We start from the raw sequence: 14,051 nt of genomic DNA, 5'->3' as shown, positions 1-14,051 counted from the left end.
TTAGCGTTTAGAGTGAGGGCATGAAGAAGCCCGTCGTCGCCCTCGCCCTCGCATCCGTCGCCGCTCTCACGCTGGCCGGATGCTCCACCCCGGCTACGGGCGAGGGTGACGACGGCACCATCACGGTGGTCGCGAGCACCAACGTCTACGGCGACATCGCCGCGACGATCGGCGGCGACCGCGTCGACGTGCAGTCGATCATCACGTCCGCCTCGCAGGATCCGCACTCCTACGAGGCGAGCGCCCGCGACCGGCTGACCGTGCAGAAGGCCGACCTCGTGATCGAGAACGGCGGCGGCTACGACGCCTTCATCGACACGCTGCTGCAGGATGCGAAGGACCCGCACGTCGTCACGGCCGTCGAGTACTCGCACGACTTCCCCGGCAACGAGGGCCACGACGACGAGGCGCACGCCGACGAGGCGCACAGCGACGAAGCGCACGCCGACGAGGCCGAGCACGACCACGCCGACGACGAGGCGGGGCACGAGGGCCACGACCACATCGAGGGCTTCAATGAGCACGTCTGGTTCGATCCGCACACCATGATCCACGTCGTCGAGGCCATCGCCGACGAGCTGACCGCGCTCGACCCCGACGGCGCGAAGGAGTTCGCCGCCAACGCGGCCGACCTCACCGCCGACCTCGAGGGCTTCGAGACGGAGCTTGCGACCCTCAAGACGGATGCGCCGGACGTCAGCGTCTTCATCACCGAGCCGCTGCCCGGTTACCTCGCCGCGGCCGCCGGATTCACCGACGTCACGCCCGAAGGATTCGCAGAGTCGGTCGAGGAGGGCACCGACGTCGCACCCGCCGTACTGCTCGAGGCGCTCGACGTGATCGGCAGCGGTCAGGTCACCGCGCTGCTGACCAACGCCCAGACCGGCGGGTCCGAGACCCAGCGCGTCGAGACCGCGGCGAAGGACGCCGGCATCCCCGTCGTCGCCTTCACGGAGCTGCTCGAGGACGGATCGTCGTACTCTGAGTGGATGAGTGACGCGATCCAGAGCCTCGCCGCCGCCGTCACCTCGTGAGCGGCGCCGCACAGCGCGAGAAACCGGTCCTCGCGATCTCCGACGCGTCCCTGCACCGCGGAGATCGCGAACTCTGGTCGGGCCTGGACCTCACGGTCGAGCCGGGCGAGTTCATCGCGGTGCTCGGCCCGTCGGGGTCGGGCAAGACCACGCTGCTTCGCAGCATCCTCGGGTTGCAGCCGCTGTCGTCGGGGACGATCCGCGTCGCTGGGGAACCCGTGCACCGCGGAAACTCCCGCATCGGGTACATCCCACAGCAGCGCTCGCTCGCTCCCGACACCAGCATGCGGGCGCGCGACCTGGTCGCCCTCGGCGTGCAGGGCAGCCGCTTCGGCCTCCCGATCCCGCACCGCGGCGACCGGGCCAAGGTGGATCGTCTGCTCGAAGCGGTCGGAGCCTCGCACTTCGCCGACCGCAGGGTGGGACTCCTCTCGGGAGGAGAGCAGCAGCGCCTCCGGGTCGGACAGGCCCTCGCCGACGAACCCGCCCTGCTGCTGTGCGACGAGCCGCTGTCGAACCTCGACCTCGCGAACCAGGTCGCCGTGACCGACATCATCGACCGCCAGCGCCGCGAGCGCGAGGCGGCGGTGCTGTTCGTCACCCACGACATCAATCCGATCCTCGGGCGGGTCGACCGCATCCTGTACATCGCCGGGGGGCGGTTCCTGCTCGGAACCCCCGACGAGGTGCTGCAGACCCGCGTGCTCACCGACCTCTACGGCACCCCGGTGTTCGTGCTGCGCGCGGGCGACCGGCTGGTCGTCGTCGGAGTTCCCGACGCCGAGCCCCACCACGACCACGGCGACCACGAGCACGGAGGAGCGGCATGAGCGTCGCACTGGGCATGGTGCCTCTGGTGGACTGGAGCGACGTCTTCTCCTTCCAGGACTACGGCGAGCTCGTCGCCCTGCTCGCGAACTCGATCATCGCGGGCGCGGTGCTGGGCATCGTCGGCGGACTCATCGGCGTCTTCGTGATGCAGCGCGACCTCGCGTTCGCGGTGCACGGAGTGAGCGAGCTGTCGTTCGCCGGAGCCGCGGCAGCCCTCCTCTTCGGCGGCAGCGTCGTTGCCGGATCCCTCGGCGGAGCCCTCGTCGCCGCCATCCTGATCGGCGTCCTCGGAGCCAAGGCCAGGGATCGCAACTCGATCGTCGGCGTGCTCATGCCGTTCGGCCTCGGCCTCGGCATCCTGTTCCTCTCGCTCTACGACGGCCGCAGCGCCAACCGCTTCAGCCTGCTCACCGGGCAGATCGTCTCGGTCTCCAGCCCCGACCTGGGCTGGCTGATCGGCATCAGCATGGTCGTGCTGATCGGGCTGCTGGTGATGTGGAATCCGCTGCGATTCGATTCACTCGACCCGGAATCGGCCGCCGCCCGCGGGGTGCCGACCCGTGCCGTCAGTCTGCTGTTCATGGTGCTGCTCGGCCTGATCGTCGCCGTCAGCGTGCACATCATCGGGGCGCTCCTGGTGATGGCGCTGCTGGTCACCCCCGCGGCCGCAGCGATGCGCGTCACCGCCGGTCCCATCGCCGTGCCGCTGCTGGCCGCGCTGTTCGGGTTCGTCTCGGCGGTCGGCGGGATCCTGCTCGCCCTCGCCGGAACATTGCCGGTGAGCCCCTACATCACCACGCTGTCGTTCACGATCTACGTCGCCTGCTGGATCGTGCAGCGCTCGCGTGCCCGGGTTCGCCGTGTGCGGGTCTGAGATCCGCTCCCAGCCCTCGCCAACCCCCGCGGCCTAGACTCTTCCTATGGCTCAGCGGAACACCTGGCAGCGCGAACGCGTGCGCGAAGCACTCGCCGACGCCCGCGGATTCGTGAGCGCGCAGGGCCTGCACGCCTCGCTGCGCGAAGACAACACCGGCATCGGTCTGGCCACCGTGTACCGTGCGCTGGCGGGGCTCGCCGCCTCGGGCGACGCCGACTCGCTGCAGAGCCCCGAGGGCGAGGCGCTGTACCGCGCCTGCACCACGCAGGGCCACCACCACCACCTCATCTGCCGATCCTGCGGTCTGACCGTCGAGATCGAGGCGAAGGATGTCGAGCAGTGGGCGCACCGTACGGCGGCGCTGCACGGCTTCACCGAGGCCGCCCACGTGGTCGACATCTTCGGTCTGTGCACTCCCTGCGCGAACAAGCGCGACGCCGAGAGGGCCGCGTCCGCGTGAGCTCCTCGGCAGCAACGGCGACCCGTCACGGCCACTCCCATCGCCCGGCACCCTCGCCGCGGTCTGCCTGGATCGGCGTCGGCCTCGGCGCCGCGATCATCGCTGCCCTGTTCCTGATCGATGCCTTCCTGCCGACGCTGTTCCCCGCCTCGCTGCCCACCCGGGCGCAGGACGGGCTCACCCTCGCGCTGAGCGTGCTCATCGAGGCCCTGCCGTTCGTGGTCCTCGGCGTGCTGCTGTCGATCGTGGTGCAGGTGTGGCTTCCGGTCGATGTGATCCACCGGTGGCTCCCGAAGCGCGCCTGGGCACGTCGCGCCGTGCTGTCGCTGCTGGGCATGCTGATCCCGGTGTGCGAGTGCGGCAACGTGCCCTTCGCCCGTGGGCTCATGATGCGAGGGCTCGCCCCGGCCGAAGCGATGACGTTCCTCATCGCGGCGCCGATCGTGAACCCGATCGTGATCCTCACCACGCACGCGGCCTTCGGCTGGGACGGCGGCATCCTCGTCGCCCGCCTCGTCGGCGGCTACCTCATCGCCAACCTGATCGGGTGGATCTACAGCCGGCACCCCGATCCCGACGGCATGCTCACGCAGCGCTTCGTCGACACCTGTGATCGCGTCACCCACGAACCGGGAACGCCTGTTCGCCGCAGCCTCACGCAGTTCCTCATCGAGCTGCGTGCCGTGATGCCCGCCCTCGTGATCGGCTCCGCGCTCGCCGGAGCCGTGCAGGTGCTGATCCCGCGGGAGTGGCTGCTGGCGATCGGATCGAACCCGGTGCTGTCGATCGTCGCGATGATGGCACTCGCGATGACCGTGGCCATCTGCTCGAACGTCGATGCGTTCTTCGCGCTGTCGTTCGCCTCCACGTTCTCCTCCGGCGCCATCGTCGCCTTCCTGCTGGTCGGTCCGCTCGTCGACATCAAGATGCTCGCGCTCATGCGCACGACGTTCACCGCTCGCACGCTGGTCGGCATCGTCGGTATCGTCCTGGCTGCGGCCTTCGCGATCGGGATCGGGGTGAACGTCCTTGTCTGAGCAGACGGCCACGCGCGCACGCGCACTCGGCACCCGCTGGCTGGGGGTGGGACTCGCCGCCGTGATCTCGGTGGTAACGCTCGGCCTCGGTCTCACCGGACGCCTCAATCTCTACATCAGCCCCGAGTCGGTGTGGTTCGCCTGCGCCGCCGCCGCCGTCACCCTGGCCGGAGCGATCTGGTCGTGCACTCTGCCGCTCGGCGAGGAGGGCGACCACGGCCACGACCACGGGCCTGCCGCCGCTGTTGTGGACGACACGGAGGGGCGCGAGGTCCCGGCTTCCTCCCGCCGCACGCTCGGTGCCGTCGCGGCCGTCACCGGTGGCGTCATCGCCTCGGGCGTCGTCGTCGCCGGTCTCATCCTGCCGCCGGCCTCGCTGTCGGTCGAGCTCGCCATGTCGCGCGCGGGGGAGCAGAGCGCGTTGTTCGTCGGCGCTGACACGGTAGCGCTCGGCGTGGCCGACACCTCGACCTTCGGCGTCGGCGACTGGGCCAGCGTCTTCTCGGCGGCGACCAACACGGCCGCCTACGACGGTGCAGCGGTCACGCTCAGAGGTTTCGTGACGCCCGGCGAATCGGGTGACGGTGTGAATCTGACCCGTCTGGTCATCACCCACTGCGTCATCGACGCCCAGACCGCCGTCCTGCCGGTGGATGTGAAGGCCGACGAGTACGCGACCGGCCAATGGGTCGAGATCACCGGAACCGTGCGAGCGGATGCCGACGGCAAGCTGCGCATCGAACCGACCGATGTCGTCGCGATCGACGAGCCGGGAGACCCGTATGAGTACTGACGACGAGCGCCCAGAGGTGCCCGCCGTCCCGCGCACCCGTGCGGAGATGCGTGCAGCGCGAGAAGCCGCCGAGGCGGCGGAGGCCGAGCGGATCGACCGCGCGGTCGCATCCGCCGACCACGTCGCCCCTCCCGTCGACCAGGGCACACAGCCCGCCGCGCAGCCCGCCGCCGGTGCAGAGGATGCTGCCGCCCGCGAGGCCGCCGCTCGTGAGGCTGCCGCCCGCGAGGCCGCAGCTCGTGAGGCCGCCGTGCGTGAGGCGGGTGACCGCGAGGTCGCCGAGCAGGAGGCCGCCGCTCGCAAGATGGCCGCCTTCGAGGCCGCGGCGCGCGAAGATGCCGAGGCGACCGCGCTTCCGCCCGTCCCGCTCGCGACGGAGCCGGTGTTCGTCGGTGCCGCACCGATCTCTGCCGACCCGATCTCTGCCGACCCGATCTCTGCCGACCCGATCTCTGCCGCTGAGGCCGAGACCGCCGAGGAATTCCCTGCGCCGCCGGCGCCTCGCGCCCCTGTGGGCCGGGAGGCCCCGCACACGCCCGTGAGTCGTCGCCGGTTCGCGCTCACGCTCGTCGCGGTTCTCGGTGTGCTCGTCGTCGTCGGAACCGGCTTGGGCATCGCCAGTCTTCTGCAGGGGCCGCGCATCAGCGACGTGCAGGTGAACGCCGCGCAGGCGATCGAGTCGTCCGGAAGCCGTGTCATCCTGACCGCCAACCAAGCCCTCGCCGACATCGACCCCGCGCAGGTGACGGTCGAACCGGCCGTGCCGTTCACGGTCGACGCCTCCGGTCGCGGCGTCGGCGTGCGATTCACCGTCCCGCTCGACGACTCGACCGAGTACACGATCCGTGTGGCCGATGCCGTGGGCGCCGGCGGCGGGCCGAAGACGACGCTGACCACGAGCTTCACGACGCCGCCTTCGAACATCTTCCTGCTACGCCGCGACGTCGAGGGCAAGGACAAGATCTTCCTCACCGACCTCAGCGGCGAGAAGGCCGTCCCGGTCTTCGAGCACGACAAGATCAACGACTTCCGCGCGACCTCCACGAAGCTCGTCGTGGCGGTGGAGGAGGACGAGGGATCCCGGCTGCTCGTGATGGACCGCGACGGCAAGAACCCGCGCGAGCTGAAGCTCCCCGGCGACGGCTATGTGGGTGCGATCCAGGTCTCCGAGCGAGGCGGCCTCGTCGGCTACAGCTACTCCGACAAGGAGCTCAGCGACACCGAAGGTCGTGCCAGCGTGCTCGTGACCCAGTCGCTGACCGGCGACGGCGACCCGCAGATCATCGAGGTCGCCGGAGCCGAGGCGAGCGTGTTCGTCTGGCAGTTCGTGCCCGACAGCGCGGCGGTGCTGTTCATCGACTTCGACGGTGCGCTCTCGCTCGTCGACCGTTCGACCGACGCCGGCGTGCAGGCGCTCGGCCTCGCCGCCACCATCCAGGGGATCTCCCGCGGTACCTACACCGCGATCGTCGAGAGGCTCGACGGTGCTGTGGTCGAGCTCAACCTGGCGGATGGCTCTGAGCAGCCGCTCGCGGCATCCGATCCCGACTACGGGATCGCGAGCTCGATCACGCCGTTCCCCGGGGGCACGCTGCGCCACGTCGTCGCCCGCGACGACGAGGGACTCCCGATCGGACAGGTGGTCGTGCGTGTCGACGACGACGGGGCGGCGACCCCACTGGTGGAGGTCGGTTCGACCGACTCGATCCTGCAGGCGTGCGCATCGCCGAGCGGCCAGTATGCCGCCGTGGTGGTCGCACCCGACCTGGCGAACAACGCCTACGACGGGATGCTGCTGCCGCTGCCGGAGAACGTCGAGACGCACCTGATCGACATGGCCTCCGGCAAGGAGATCGTCGCCCTCACCGGCTTCGACGCCTCGTGGTGCCAGACGGCCCCGCGATTCTGAGATGCCCGGCGATCCCGATGTCGCCCGCGGCAACGACCGGCCGCAGGAGGCGCTGCGCCGTGCCGCCCGCGCCGACCTGAGCGACTCCGCGGTCGACGTCGCGCCGCGCCTGCTGGGGGGAGAGCTGCGCACGTTCGTCGTGCCCTCGACCGATGCCGTCGCGCTCGAGGTGCGGCTGCGCATCACCGAGGTCGAGGCCTATCACGGGCAGGGCACGGGCGGGATCCCGGACCCCGGCTCCCACGCCCGCATGGGCCGCACGGCGCGCAACTCCACCATGTGGGGCGAGCCGGGGCATCTGTACGTGTACCTCAGCCACGGCATCCACTCTTGCGTGAACGTCGTGTGCGGGCCCGAGGGGCAGGGTGACGGCGTGCTGCTCCGGGCTGGCGAGGTCGTGGCGGGTGCTGAGGTCGCGGCCACCCGTCGCGGTGCCGCCCTTCCGCTTCGGCGCACGACGTCGCGCGACCTCGCACGGGGGCCGGGCCGCCTCGGGCAGGCCGTGGGGCTGCGTCATCCGCTGCACGACGGGATCGATGCCATCACGGGCGAGGAGCAGCACGGAATGCGAGCCGAGCTGTGGCTGGGCCCGCAGCGGGACGGCGTGGTGAGCGGCCCGCGCGTCGGCGTCGCCGGCGTGGCCGGAACCGCGGCCTTCCCCTGGCGCTTCTGGATCGATGAGGACCCGACCGTGTCTCCGTTCCGGTGGGGGAGAGGTGCTCAGGCGGAGTCTCTCCACACGACCGGGGTGGGCAGGATGATGCCGGCGCGCGGGCGCTGATCGTCGCGCAGCTGCGCGAGCACGGCGGCCGCTGCGGCTGCACCGAGTCCTTCCGCCGGCTGGTCGACGGTCGACAGCGGCGGGGTGGTCCTGGTCGCCCAGGAGCTGTTGTCGAATCCCACGACGCCCACGTCCTCGGGAACGCGGCGGCCGGCTTGGCGCAGTGCCAGCATCGCTCCGGCGGCGACCGCGTCGGAGGCGCCGAACACCCCGTCGATGTCGGGGGCACGCGCGAGCAGCCGCGTCATCGCCGCAGCTCCCTCGGCGTACGAGTACAGCGGCGCCTCCTCGACCAGGTCCGGGTCGAAGTCGGGGCCCAGTGCGTCGGTGAACCCCGCGAGGCGATCGGTGCCCGAGTCGCGGTCGAGCGCCGCGGCGATCATGCCGACGCGCCTACGTCCTGTCGCCATCAGGCGTGAGGTCACGGCGTTCGCGGCCCCGCGGTTGTCGACGCCGACCCAGGCCGCATCCACATCAGGGGGATGGCCCACGTAGGCGACGGGAAGGTCGAGTCGCATGACCGCGTTCGTGATCGGATCCTGCGCGCGGGCCGAGACGATCACGGCACCGTCCACGAAGCCGCCGTTGAGGTAGCGGGCGACGCGTTCCGTGTCGCGCACCGAGTCCACCACGAGGCACACCATCTGGTAGTCCGCCTCGGACAGCGTCTCGTTGGTACCGAGCATGATGGCGCCGATGTTCGGGTCTTCCAGGAACAGCGCGTGCGGTTCGTGCACGATGAACGCGATGGCCTGGGTGCGCTGGCGCACCAGGTTCTGCGCCGCGGTGTTGGGAACGTATCCGACCTCGCGGATCGCCTCTTCGATCGCCGCCCGAGCGGTGTCGGACACATAGCCGCCGTTGATCACGCGGCTCACGGTTCCCCTCGACACCCCGGCCACCCGTGCCACGTCGTGCACGGTGCTGCGGCGGCGGGCGGAAGTGGTCATGATCGACAGCCTAGCGACCCGGACTTGACGACCTCCACGGCGACATGCAACCATGTGTGCACGTTCACAGAAATTCGGATCGGTGCTTTCATGACCGAATCTGTGCACGTGCACACATCTTCGCAAAGGAGCGTCTCCGTATGGCCGCCGCAGTGTCCGACCGCATCGCCGCCCTCTCCGCAGGGCGCGGCCTCGTCTTCGGATGCGACTACAACCCCGAGCAGTGGGATCGCAGCGTGTGGCCCGAGGATGTGCGCCTCATGAAGCAGGCGGGTGTCGGCCTCGTCGCGATCAACATCTTCGGCTGGTCGTCGATCAACCCGGCCCCTGATGTCTGGGATTTCAGCGCCCTGGACGAGATCATCGGTCTTCTGCACGCGAGCGGGATCCGCATCAACCTCGGCACGGGAACCGCCTCGCCCGCCCCGTGGGTCACCGCCCGCCATCCCGAGATGCTCCCGGTGGGCGCGGACGGCACCGTGTTCCAGCAGGGCGGTCGTCAGGGGTACTGCCCGAGCTCTCCGCTCTTTCGCGCCTATGCCGCCGACGTCGTGACGCACGTGGTCGAGCGCTACGGCGATCACCCCGCGGTGTCGCTGTGGCACGTGTCGAACGAACTCGGCTGTCACAACGCCCTCTGCTACTGCGACGTCAGCGCCGAGGCGTTCCGCGCCTGGCTGCGTGAGCGCTACGACGACATCGACGCGCTGAACCGCGCATGGGGGACGACGTTCTGGAGCCAGCGGTACAGCGACTTCGCGGATGTGCGTCCGCCCGCCCAGGCCCTGTCGCTGCGCAACCCCGGGCAGATGCTCGACTTCCAGCGGTTCAGCTCCGACGAGCAGCTCGCGCTGTATCGCGCGGAGGCCGCGATCCTGCGGGAGCGGAGCAGCATTCCGGTCACGACGAACTTCATGGTCACCGCGCACATCCGCAACCTCGACTACTGGACCTGGGCGGGCGACATGGATCTGATCGCCAACGACCACTATCTCGATCGCCGTCTCGACGATGCCCGCGGGGAGCTCTCGTTCGCTGCCGACCTCACGCGCGGCCTCGCGCAGGGCGAGCCCTGGCTGCTGATGGAGACCTCGACGGGCGCGGTGAACTGGCAGCCGTACAACCTCGCCAAGGCGCCGGGGGAGATGCGGCGCAACATCGTCTCTCACCTCGCCCGCGGCGCCGACGGGATCTGCTTCTTCCAGTGGCGGGCGTCGACGCAGGGCGCGGAGAAGTTCCACACCGCTCTCGTCCCCCACGCTGGCGAGGACTCCGACCAGTGGCGCGAGGTGGTCGAACTGGGCGCGCTGGTCGATCGCCTCGGCGAGGTCGCCGGCACCAGGGTCGCGGCGGATACCGCGCTGTTCTTCTCGTGGGAGAGCTGGTGGGCGGCCGAGAACGAAGGGCGTCCGAGCGAGGCGCTGACCTACCTCGGGCAGGTGCATGCCGCTCACGCGGCCCTGTCGGACGCGGGTCTGACCACCGACGTCGTGCGCCCCGGCGCCGACCTCGACGGCTACGGTCTGCTCATCGTGCCGGCCCTGCACCTCATCAGCGATGCGGATGCCGCGGCCATCGCACGCGCGGTCGAAGGCGGTGCCGTCGCGCTCATCACCTTCTTCAGCGGCATCGTCGACGAGGAGGATCGCGTGCGCACCGGCGGTTATCCGGGGGCGTTCCGCGATCTGCTGGGCATCCGCTCCGAGGAGTTCGCTCCGCTGCGCCCTGGCGAGATCGTCACCCTCACCGACGGCACGACGGGCACCGTCTGGAGCGAGCGGCTCGCGGCGACCGACGCCGAGGTCATCGCATCGTTCGTCGACGGCCCCGCTGCCGGGGGTCCAGCGATCACGCGGCGGACGGCCGGCGACGGCGCGGCCTGGTTCCTCTCCACCCAGCTCTCGCGAGCGGATTACGCCGGGCTGATGACGCGGATCGCCGCCGGCGCCGGGGTCGCACGGACGCCGGGCGCGGGGCCGGACGTCGAGATCGTCCGACGTGTCGGGGACACCGGCAGCTTCCTGTTCGTCGTCAACCACGGGGCGACCGACGCCGAGGTCACGGCGTCCGGTCATGAGTTCGTCACGGACGCCCCCGCCACCGGCATCGTGCCGGCTGGGGCCGTCCGCATCATCAAGGAGGATGTATGACCACCACGCTCACCGCCTCGGCGGTCTCTGCGCCCACCGCGGCGCGAGCCCGTCGGCGCGTCCCGCACAAGGGAGCCATCGCCTTCCTGATCGTGCCGTTCGGCGTTCTGTTCGCGCTCTTCTATGTCGTGCCGATCGCCTACGCGTTCTGGCAGTCCCTGCTCGTCGTCGAGCGCGACGGCACCTTCGGCAAGGCCGAGCAGGTGTTCGGCGGCCTCACCCAGTACGTGCTCGTCTTCCAGAACGAGGCCTTCTGGAGCTCGATGGGGCGCATGCTGCTGTTCGGCGTCGTGCAGGTGCCCGTCATGCTGGGCCTCGCCCTGCTGTTCGCCCTGCTGCTGGACTCGCCTCTCGTGCGCGGGAAGCGCTTCTTCCGTCTGGCGTTCTTCGTGCCCTACGCGGTGCCGGGCGTGATCGCCGCGATCATGTGGGGCTCGCTCTTCTCGCCCAACCTCTCGCCCTTCACCGCGATCACCAAGAACATCGACTTCCTCGGCGCCGACCTGGTGCTGTGGTCGATCGCGAACGTCGTGACCTGGGTCTACGTCGGATACAACATGCTGATCATCTACTCGGCACTGCTGTCGATCCCTCAGGAGCTGTACGAAGCGGCTCGCCTCGACGGCGCAGGCCAATGGCGGATCGCCTGGTCGATCAAGATCCCGCTGGTGCGGCCCGCGATCGTGATGACCGCGATCTTCTCGATCATCGGCACGCTGCAGCTGCTCGCCGAGCCCCAGGTGTTCCGGTCGTTCAGCTCGGCTGTGACCAGCACCTTCACCCCGAACATGACCGTGTACGCCACCGCATCCATCCCGAACACCAACCTGGCCGCCGCCTTCTCGGTCGTGCTCGCCGTGACGACGTTCGTGCTGTCGTTCGGGTTCATGAAGTACATGCAGCGCAAGGAGCAGAACGCATGACCACCGCGTCGATCGTCGCGCCCGGCCGGCGCCGCAGCACTGCTCGGGAATCGGGCATCTCCCGCACGGGCGCCATGCTGATCATGGCCGTGTTCACGGTCTACTTCCTGCTGCCGCTGTGGTGGCTGCTCGTCGCCTCCAGCAAGGAGACCGGCGACATCCTCACCACCGCGCCGCTGTGGTTCGCCGACTTCCACCTCTTCGACAACATCGCGGAGCTGTTCACCTACCGGGACGGCGTATATCTGCGCTGGCTGGGCAACTCGATGCTCTACGCCGCTCTCGGCGGGGCCATCGCCACGCTCCTGGCCGCCATGGCCGGGTACGCCCTCGCCAAGTACCGCTTCCCCGGCCGCGACGTGCTGTTCGACATCGTGCTGGGAGGAGTGCTCGTCCCCGCGACGGCTCTCGCGCTGCCGCTGTTCCTGATCTTCAGCCAAGCGCAGCTGACCAACACGTTCTGGTCGGTCTTCCTCCCCTCGATCGTGAGCCCGTTCGGCGTGTACCTCGCGCGCATCTTCGCCGCCTCCTCGGTGCCGGACGAACTGCTCGAGGCGAGCCGCCTCGACGGGGCGGGGGAGATCCGCACCTTCTTCACCGTCAGCATCCGTCTGATGACCCCGGCATTGGTGACGATGTTCCTCTTCCAGTTCGTGGCCATCTGGAACAACTTCTTCCTGCCGATGATCATGCTGCGCAGCGAAGACCTCTTCCCCGTCGTGTTCGGTCTCTACAACTGGAACAACCAGCTGAACCAGCTCCCCGAACTCCGCGGTCTCGTCCTGATCGGCGCCCTGCTGTCGGTCATCCCGCTGATCGTGACATTCCTCCTGCTCCAGCGCTTCTGGCGCAACGGACTGGGCGCTGGCGCCCTGAAGTGAGCAGGTCGTCACGCGGACCTTCCGCGTGACGCACCACCCCTGCACCACCCCATCGCATCCACGAAAGGATCGAAATGCAGCATTCGAAGAAGAAGGCAGCGGCCGTCATCGCCATCTCGGCGTTCGCGCTCGCAGGCTGCTCCGCCGGCGGCGGAGACAGCACCGGAGGCGGCGACGCCGCAGCTTCCTGCACCCCGGCCGACGGTGACGTCACCCTCGAGTTCACCTCCTGGATCCCCGGCATCGAAGACGTCGTGAAGATCTGGAACGATGCCAACCCCGAGATCCAGGTCGACGTGCAGACCGGCCCCAACGGCAACGGCGGCACGTACCAGAACTTCTTCAACCAGATCAAGGCGGGCGACGCGCCCGACCTCGGGCAGATCGAGTACGACGCCCTGCCGAACTTCCTCGTGCAGGACGGCCTCGAAGACCTCAGCGCCTGCGAAGACGTCGTCGCCGCCGAGGACCAGTTCGTCGACTGGGCCTGGGGGCAGGTGACTCTCGGCACCGATGGTGTGTACGGCGTTCCGCAGGACACCGGACCCATGGCGCTGTTCTACCGTGCCGACCTGTTCGAGCAGAACGGCATCGCGATCCCCACCACCTGGGACGAGTACCGTGAGGCGGCCGTGAAGATCCGCGACCTGGGCGGCTACATCACCAACTTCTCGCAGTCGGACATCAACCAGTTCGCCGGATTCGCGTGGCAGGACGGCGCCCAGTGGTTCTCGAGCGACGACGAGGGCTGGACGGTCACGCTCGCCGACGACGCCACGACCACCGTGGCCGACTTCTGGCAGAGCATGCTCGACGACGACCTCGTCGCGACGGTGCCCGCCTGGACCGACGAGTGGAACAACGCCTACAACTCGGGCGAGGTCTGGACCTGGAACTCCGCGGTCTGGGGTGCCAACTCGATCTCCAGCGGCGCCCCCGACACCGCAGGCTCGTGGGCCGTCGCTCCGCTCCCGCAGTGGAAGGCCGGCGGATCCGCGGCCGGAAACTGGGGTGGTTCCTCGACCGCCGTGCTCAAGGGCAGCGAACACCTCTACGAGGCGACCAAGTTCGCGCTGTGGCTCAACACGTCGGATGAGGCGCTGACCGCGCTCGCCGAGGCGGCCAACCTCTATCCCGCCACGACGGAGGGACTCGCACTGCCGGTGTTCAGCGAGGGCGTGGAGTTCTACGGCGGGCAGAAGATCTACGACGTCTTCGCCGATGCCGCCACCCAGGTCTCTCCCGACTTCGCGTGGGGTCCGACCATGACCCAGACCTACGCCGACGTCTCGGACGGCTTCAAGGCCGCGGTCTCGGGCAGCGGAACCCTGCTCGACGCGATCGAGAAGGGCCAGACGGCGACCGTCGACGCGCTCAAGGCGGCGTCGATCCCCGTCACGGAGTAACGCCTTTCGGAGGCCCGCC

At 69.4% G+C, this 14,051-nt stretch carries 13 protein-coding genes; 12 read left to right on the top strand and 1 reads right to left on the bottom strand.

Features of this window, described 5'->3' with window-relative positions; genetic code table 11:
• Positions 1-20 precede the first annotated feature (20 nt).
• From ASD13_RS05555 to ASD13_RS05520, 8 genes are read left to right on the top strand one after another with little or no spacing between them, the layout of a single operon-like run.
• Entirely contained in the window at positions 21-1,034 is a 1,014-nt protein-coding gene (locus tag ASD13_RS05555) for a metal ABC transporter solute-binding protein, Zn/Mn family (RefSeq protein ID WP_055866540.1), read from the top strand.
• A complete protein-coding gene (locus ASD13_RS05550; protein WP_055866537.1) occupies positions 1,031-1,864 on the top strand; it encodes a metal ABC transporter ATP-binding protein in 834 nt (277 codons plus the stop codon). The genes ASD13_RS05555 and ASD13_RS05550 overlap by 4 nt, the downstream gene beginning before the upstream one ends.
• Positions 1,861-2,739 (top strand): metal ABC transporter permease, encoded by an 879-nt coding sequence (locus tag ASD13_RS05545; protein ID WP_442922313.1) that lies wholly within the window; start codon positions 1,861-1,863, stop codon positions 2,737-2,739. The genes ASD13_RS05550 and ASD13_RS05545 overlap by 4 nt, the downstream gene beginning before the upstream one ends.
• A 46-nt stretch (positions 2,740-2,785) precedes the next feature.
• A complete protein-coding gene (locus ASD13_RS05540; RefSeq protein ID WP_017829745.1) occupies positions 2,786-3,202 on the top strand; it encodes a Fur family transcriptional regulator in 417 nt (138 codons plus the stop codon).
• The gene (locus ASD13_RS05535; protein WP_082531398.1) at positions 3,199-4,239 is read left to right on the top strand and encodes a permease; all 1,041 of its coding nucleotides are present in this window, start codon (positions 3,199-3,201) and stop codon (positions 4,237-4,239) included. The genes ASD13_RS05540 and ASD13_RS05535 overlap by 4 nt, the downstream gene beginning before the upstream one ends.
• Positions 4,232-5,032 carry a TIGR03943 family putative permease subunit gene (locus tag ASD13_RS05530; RefSeq protein WP_055866534.1) on the top strand — a complete coding sequence of 267 codons (801 nt, stop codon included), beginning with the start codon at positions 4,232-4,234 and terminating at the stop codon, positions 5,030-5,032. The genes ASD13_RS05535 and ASD13_RS05530 overlap by 8 nt, the downstream gene beginning before the upstream one ends.
• A complete protein-coding gene (locus ASD13_RS05525; RefSeq protein WP_235562469.1) occupies positions 5,022-6,941 on the top strand; it encodes a hypothetical protein in 1,920 nt (639 codons plus the stop codon). Before ASD13_RS05530 ends, ASD13_RS05525 begins: the two co-directional genes overlap by 11 nt.
• Before the next feature lies 1 nt (position 6,942).
• Positions 6,943-7,722: a DNA-3-methyladenine glycosylase gene (locus tag ASD13_RS05520; RefSeq protein ID WP_055866528.1), complete on the top strand. Its 780-nt coding sequence runs from the start codon at positions 6,943-6,945 to the stop codon at positions 7,720-7,722.
• On the opposite strand, the gene ASD13_RS05515 is transcribed toward ASD13_RS05520, so the two are convergent.
• Entirely contained in the window at positions 7,662-8,672 is a 1,011-nt protein-coding gene (locus ASD13_RS05515) for a LacI family DNA-binding transcriptional regulator (protein ID WP_055866525.1), read from the bottom strand. The genes ASD13_RS05520 and ASD13_RS05515 overlap by 61 nt on opposite strands.
• Before the next feature lie 140 nt (positions 8,673-8,812).
• On the opposite strand from ASD13_RS05515, the gene ASD13_RS05510 reads away from it, so the two are divergent.
• The 4 genes from ASD13_RS05510 (at position 8,813) to ASD13_RS05495 (ending at position 14,032) form a co-directional block, all read left to right on the top strand.
• Positions 8,813-10,822, top strand: coding sequence for a beta-galactosidase (locus tag ASD13_RS05510; protein WP_055866521.1), 2,010 nt, complete (start codon positions 8,813-8,815; stop codon positions 10,820-10,822).
• Positions 10,819-11,745, top strand: a complete 927-nt coding sequence (locus ASD13_RS05505; RefSeq protein ID WP_047524211.1) for a carbohydrate ABC transporter permease — start codon at positions 10,819-10,821, stop codon at positions 11,743-11,745. Before ASD13_RS05510 ends, ASD13_RS05505 begins: the two co-directional genes overlap by 4 nt.
• The gene (locus ASD13_RS05500; RefSeq protein WP_017829737.1) at positions 11,742-12,626 is read left to right on the top strand and encodes a carbohydrate ABC transporter permease; all 885 of its coding nucleotides are present in this window, start codon (positions 11,742-11,744) and stop codon (positions 12,624-12,626) included. The genes ASD13_RS05505 and ASD13_RS05500 overlap by 4 nt, the downstream gene beginning before the upstream one ends.
• Positions 12,627-12,700: 74 nt before the next feature.
• A complete protein-coding gene (locus ASD13_RS05495; protein ID WP_055866517.1) occupies positions 12,701-14,032 on the top strand; it encodes an ABC transporter substrate-binding protein in 1,332 nt (443 codons plus the stop codon).
• Positions 14,033-14,051: the final 19 nt, after the last annotated feature.

This window comes from Microbacterium sp. Root1433D1, from assembly GCF_001426835.1.
Lineage (GTDB): Bacteria > Actinomycetota > Actinomycetes > Actinomycetales > Microbacteriaceae > Microbacterium > Microbacterium maritypicum.
This window is presented reverse-complemented; position numbering and strand designations above follow the sequence as displayed.

What these genes read in the sequence shown, in the direction of transcription:
- ASD13_RS05540 (WP_017829745.1), top strand. Translation starts at nt 2,786, where the DNA reads ATGGCTCAGCGGAACACCTGGCAGCGCGAACGCGTGCGCGAAGCACTC.
- ASD13_RS05495 (WP_055866517.1), top strand. Translation starts at nt 12,701, where the DNA reads ATGCAGCATTCGAAGAAGAAGGCAGCGGCCGTCATCGCCATCTCGGCG.
- ASD13_RS05510 (WP_055866521.1), top strand. Translation starts at nt 8,813, where the DNA reads ATGGCCGCCGCAGTGTCCGACCGCATCGCCGCCCTCTCCGCAGGGCGC.
- ASD13_RS05525 (WP_235562469.1), top strand. Translation starts at nt 5,022, where the DNA reads ATGAGTACTGACGACGAGCGCCCAGAGGTGCCCGCCGTCCCGCGCACC.
- ASD13_RS05555 (WP_055866540.1), top strand. Translation starts at nt 21, where the DNA reads ATGAAGAAGCCCGTCGTCGCCCTCGCCCTCGCATCCGTCGCCGCTCTC.
- ASD13_RS05500 (WP_017829737.1), top strand. Translation starts at nt 11,742, where the DNA reads ATGACCACCGCGTCGATCGTCGCGCCCGGCCGGCGCCGCAGCACTGCT.
- ASD13_RS05515 (WP_055866525.1), bottom strand. Translation starts at nt 8,672, where the DNA reads ATGACCACTTCCGCCCGCCGCCGCAGCACCGTGCACGACGTGGCACGG.
- ASD13_RS05505 (WP_047524211.1), top strand. Translation starts at nt 10,819, where the DNA reads ATGACCACCACGCTCACCGCCTCGGCGGTCTCTGCGCCCACCGCGGCG.
- ASD13_RS05520 (WP_055866528.1), top strand. Translation starts at nt 6,943, where the DNA reads ATGCCCGGCGATCCCGATGTCGCCCGCGGCAACGACCGGCCGCAGGAG.
- ASD13_RS05545 (WP_442922313.1), top strand. Translation starts at nt 1,861, where the DNA reads ATGAGCGTCGCACTGGGCATGGTGCCTCTGGTGGACTGGAGCGACGTC.